Annotated in this window: 2 tRNA genes and 3 rRNA genes; all 5 read right to left on the bottom strand. The window is 50.7% G+C overall.

Annotated elements, in window-relative coordinates:
• Window positions 1–71: 71 nt before the first annotated feature.
• The 5 genes from rrf to B5D23_RS14845 all read right to left on the bottom strand — a co-directional run bounded on the left by rrf (window position 72) and on the right by B5D23_RS14845 (window position 5,034).
• Window positions 72–186: ribosomal RNA gene (gene rrf / locus B5D23_RS14865) — 5S ribosomal RNA — on the bottom strand.
• A gap of 47 nt (window positions 187–233) precedes the next feature.
• Window positions 234–3,170, bottom strand: a 23S ribosomal RNA gene (locus B5D23_RS14860).
• A 72-nt stretch (window positions 3,171–3,242) separates the two neighbouring features.
• Window positions 3,243–3,318 (bottom strand) — tRNA-Ala (locus B5D23_RS14855).
• A gap of 14 nt (window positions 3,319–3,332) precedes the next feature.
• Window positions 3,333–3,411, bottom strand: a tRNA-Ile gene (locus tag B5D23_RS14850).
• Window positions 3,412–3,486: 75 nt separating this feature from the next.
• A 16S ribosomal RNA gene (locus B5D23_RS14845) occupies window positions 3,487–5,034 on the bottom strand.
• Together the 16S, 23S and 5S rRNA genes with 2 tRNA genes alongside form the textbook arrangement of a ribosomal RNA operon.
• Window positions 5,035–5,398 lie beyond the last annotated feature (364 nt).

Below are 5,398 nucleotides of genomic sequence, written 5' to 3'. Positions count from 1 at the left end.
TCCCCCACCCACCCATGAGAGAGGGCAAAAAAAAAGAGCCTACAGATGTATGTAGGCTCTTTAAAAGAGAGTCTTGGCAACGGTCTACTTTCCCACTGACTCCTCAGCAGTATCATCGACGATGAAAGGCTTAACTTCCGTGTTCGGAATGGGAACGGGTGTACCCCTTTCTCTATGGTCGCCAAGACAAATATCTTGGTAATATATAGTCAAAATAGGGAAGGATTTGTGATCAATTTAAGACGCACGACCTATTAGTACTAGTTAGCTGAACACATCGCTGTGCTTACACATCTAGCCTATCAACCTTGTCGTCTTCAAGGGGTCTTTAGGAACCGAAGTTCAGGGAGATCTAATCTTGGAGCGGGCTTCCCGCTTAGATGCTTTCAGCGGTTATCCTTTCCGAACATAGCTACTCAGCAGTGCCGCTGGCGCGACAACTGAAACACCAGAGGTTCGTTCACCCCGGTCCTCTCGTACTAGGGGCAAGCCTCCTCAAATCTCCTACGCCCACAGCAGATAGGGACCAAACTGTCTCACGACGTTTTAAACCCAGCTCGCGTACCACTTTAATCGGCGAACAGCCGAACCCTTGGGACCTGCTCCAGCCCCAGGATGTGATGAGCCGACATCGAGGTGCCAAACCGCGTCGTCGATGTGAACTCTTGGACGCGATCAGCCTGTTATCCCCGGCGTACCTTTTATCCGATGAGCGATGGCCCTTCCATGCGGGACCACCGGATCACTAAGACCAACTTTCGTTCCTGCTCGAGATGTCTCTCTTACAGTCAAGCTCCCTTATGCCTTTGCACTCAACGGCTGGTTTCCAATCAGCCTGAGGGAACCTTTGCGCGCCTCCGTTACTCTTTGGGAGGCGACCGCCCCAGTCAAACTACCCACCAGACACTGTCTCCGAACCGGATAACGGTATCGGATTAGAACCTTAAATTAACAAGGGTGGTATTTCAAGGATGGCTCCACCGACACTAGCGTGCCGACTTCAAAGCCTCCCACCTATCCTACACATGTTAATCCAAAATCCAATGTCAAGCTGTAGTAAAGGTGCACAGGGTCTTTCCGTCTTGCTGCGGGTAGACGGCATCTTCACCGCCAATTCAATTTCACTGAGTCTCTGGCCGAGACAGTGGGGAGATCGTTACGCCATTCGTGCAGGTCGGAACTTACCCGACAAGGAATTTCGCTACCTTAGGACCGTTATAGTTACGGCCGCCGTTTACTGGGGCTTCGGTTCAATGCTTCGTCAAAGACTAACATCTCCCCTTAACCTTCCAGCACCGGGCAGGCGTCAGGCCCTATACGTCGTCTTACGACTTCGCAGAGCCCTATGTTTTTAGTAAACAGTCGCCCCCCCCATTTATCTGCGGCTCCCGAGGGCTTAGCAAGTAAATTGTTAACCCTTAGGAGCACCCCTTATTGCGAACTTACGGGGTCATTTTGCCGAATTCCTTAGCCAGAGTTATCTCAAACGCCTTGGGTTACTCACCCCATCCACCTGAGTCGGTTTACGGTACGGTCTCGTAAAGCTAAACTTAGAAGCTTTTCTTGGCAGCATGGACTCACTCACTTCAGACCTTGCGGTCACGGCATCGCATCTCAGCCATAAGAAGAACGGATTTACCAATTCCTCAAGCCTACTTGCTTACACCGGGATATCCAACACCCGGATGAGCTATCCTCCTGCGTTCCTCCATCGCACACTTTACGAGGTACAGGAATATTAACCTGTTTCCCATCAGTTACGCATTTCTGCCTCACCTTAGGGGCCGACTAACTCTGGGCAGATTACCTTTACCCAGAAAACCTTGGATTTACGGCGAGGAAGTTTCTCACTTCCTTTATCGTTACTCATGCCAGCATATTCACTTCTCACATCTCCAGCGTGGCTTACGCCTTCACCTTCAACGCTGTGAGAACGCTCTCCTACCGCTCACGATAAATCGTGAACCCGAAGCTTCGGTAATGTGCTTAGCCCCGTTACATTTTCGGCGCGGAGTCATTAGACCAGTGAGCTATTACGCTTTCTTTAAAGGATGGCTGCTTCTAAGCCAACCTCCTGGCTGTCTAAACAACTCTACCACCTTTCCCACTGAGCACATATTTGGAGACCTTAGCTGTCGGTCTGGGCTGTTTCCCTTTCGACCACGGACCTTCGCACCCGCAGTCTGACTCCCAGACAAAATTTACGGCATTCGGAGTTTGATAGGGGTTGGTAAGCTGGTAAGCCCCCTAGCCCTGTCAGTGCTCTACCTCCGCAAATCTCAGTCTGAGGCTATACCTCAATATATTTCGGAGAGAACCAGCTATCACTAGGTTTGATTGGCCTTTCACCCCTATCCACAAGTCATCCGAGCAATTTTCAACTTACAACGGTTCGGCCCTCCACTCAGTTTTACCTAAGCTTCAGCCTGCTCATGGATAGATCACCTAGCTTCGGGTCTAATCCATTGTACTGGCGCCCTATTCAGACTCGCTTTCGCTTCGGCTACACCTTTCGGCTTAACCTCGCACAATAGATTAACTCGCTGGCCCATTATGCAAAAGGCACGCGGTTGTGGAACAAAGTCCACTCCCACTGCTTGTAGACAAACGGTTTCAGGTACTATTTCACTCCCCTCACAGGGGTACTTTTCACCTTTCCCTCACGGTACTAGTTCGCTATCGGTCGCTAAGTAATATTTAGCCTTGGAAGATGGTCCTCCCAGGTTCCCACGGGGTTTCTCGTGTCCCGCGGTACTCAGGAACCGTCCGTGTCACTTTCGACTTCAGGTACGAGACTTTCACTCTCTATGGTCAAGCATCCCAGCTTGTTCCCCTATCTAATTATGAATCACTTATGGACGGCCCTACAACCCCGCACAGTCGAAACTGCACGGTTTGGGCTAATCCCATTTCGCTCGCCGCTACTTTGGGAATCTCGTTTGATTTCTATTCCTCCGGCTACTGAGATGTTTCACTTCACCGGGTTCGCTCTGCAAGGCCTATGTATTCAGCCAGGCAGTAACTGGACATAACTCCAGCTGGGTTTCCCCATTCGGACACCGACGGGTCAAAGTCTATTTGGCGACTCACCGTCGAATTTCGCAGCCTATCACGTCCTTCATCGCTTCTTAGCGCCAAGGCATCCACCGTTTGCCCTTAGTATCTTAAACTAAAGATCACAAATCACATTCCCTATTCAACTTTCAAAGATCAATATAAGTCGGCGTTCTTCCACTTGTTAATGGTGGAGGTGAACGGAATCGAACCGATGACCCCCTGCGTGCAAAGCAGGTGCTCTCCCAGCTGAGCTACACCCCCACTTTCGCAAGTGATGGTGGGCCTAGATGGACTTGAACCATCGACCTCACGCTTATCAGGCGTGCGCTCTAACCAGAACTGAGCTATAGGCCCTATCCAGGTACCCGACTTATCTTGCAAGGCGATTGTTCCTTGCAATTAAATAGCGAATCAAAGATTTTGTCCTTAAAAGGAGGTGATCCAGCCGCAGGTTCCCCTACGGCTACCTTGTTACGACTTCACCCCAATTATCGGCCCTACCGTCGGCGCCTGCCTCCCAAGGGTTAGCTCGACGACTTCGGGTAAAACCAACTTTCGTGGTGTGACGGGCGGTGTGTACAAGGCCCGGGAACGTATTCACCCCGGCATGCTGATCCGGGATTACTAGCGATTCCAACTTCATGGAGTCGAGTTGCAGACTCCAATCCGGACTGGGATGCAGTTTTTGGGATTCGCTTGGCCTCGCGGCGTAGCTGCCCATTGTCTGCACCATTGTAGTACGTGTGTAGCCCTGGGCGTAAGGGCCATGATGACTTGACGTCGTCCCCACCTTCCTCCCGGTTAACCCGGGCAGTCTCGCTAGAGTGCTCAGCATCACCTGTTAGCAACTAACAATAGGGGTTGCGCTCGTTGCGGGACTTAACCCAACACCTCACGGCACGAGCTGACGACAGCCATGCAGCACCTGTCACTGCATTCCCCGAAGGGCACTCTCTCATCTCTGAGAGATTCGCAGGATGTCAAACCCAGGTAAGGTTCTTCGCGTTGCATCGAATTAAACCACATACTCCACCGCTTGTGCGGGCCCCCGTCAATTTCTTTGAGTTTCAGCCTTGCGACCGTACTCCCCAGGCGGGATACTTAATGCGTTAGCTACGACACCGAATGTTGCCACCCGACATCTAGTATCCATCGTTTACAGTGTGGACTACCAGGGTATCTAATCCTGTTTGCTCCCCACACTTTCGTACCTCAGCGTCAGTCACTGTCCAGGTAGTCGCCTTCGCCACTGGTATTCCTCCCGATATCTACGGATTTCACTCCTACACCGGGAATTCTACTACCCTCTCCAGGACTCTAGTTTACCAGTTTCAAGTGCAATTCCACGGTTGAGCCGTGGGCTTTCACACCTGACTTGGTAAACCACCTACGCACGCTTTACGCCCAGTAATTCCGATTAACGCTTGCACCCTCCGTATTACCGCGGCTGCTGGCACGGAGTTAGCCGGTGCTTCCTTTGAAGGTACCGTCAGTAGACTGGCATATTGTACCAACCTAGTTTCTTCCCTTCTGACAGAGGTTTACGATCCGAAAACCTTCATCCCTCACGTGGCGTCGCTGCGTCAGGGTTTCCCCCATTGCGCAATATTCCCCACTGCTGCCTCCCGTAGGAGTCTGGGCCGTGTTCCAGTCCCAGTGTGACTGATCATCCTCTTAGACCAGTTATCCATCGTCGCCATGGTAGGCCGTTACCCCACCATCAAGCTAATGGAACGCGGACTCATCTAGAAGTGAAAGCATGAAACAGAGGCCATCTTTCCCCTTGAAATAAAACAAGGACGTATCCGGTATTAGCAGTCGTTTCCAACTGTTATCCCAGTCTTCTAGGTAGATTATCCACGCGTTACTCACCCGTGCGCCGCTCTACTCACTTCCGAAGAAGCTTTCTCGCTCGACTTGCATGTGTTAAGCACGCCACCAGCGTTCAATCTGAGCCAGAATCAAACTCTCCAGTTTGATAATATTTTATTGTGAACTAGCTTATCGCCAGTACACAAAGCTGTCTTTCAAGATTACTTTGATTCGCTATTTAATTGTCAAAGACCAAGTCGCCTTCGCGTTTCCGCTTAGCGGAGAAGCGTTTCTAGCTGAATGAATTCAGCCAGTCAACACTTATTTTCAAAAATCTTTTTTCGATCGCTTCGTTCAAGCTCCGAAAAGCTACAAAACGAGTGCGCGGATGAGTAGAAAAACAAATTTCAATCACCGCGTCAAGCGCTTTAAAAATCTTTTTTCAAAGACCGCGGCGAGCACTGCTCTGTGCGGCGGGGAGATGTCTATCGGCTCAGCCGATTCGCGTCAACCACTTTTTATATCTTTT

Source organism: Desulfobaculum bizertense DSM 18034, from assembly GCF_900167065.1.
Taxonomy (GTDB): domain Bacteria; phylum Desulfobacterota; class Desulfovibrionia; order Desulfovibrionales; family Desulfovibrionaceae; genus Desulfobaculum; species Desulfobaculum bizertense.
The sequence above is the reverse complement of the archived record's forward strand: the minus strand, read 5'-3'. Positions and strand labels throughout refer to the sequence as shown.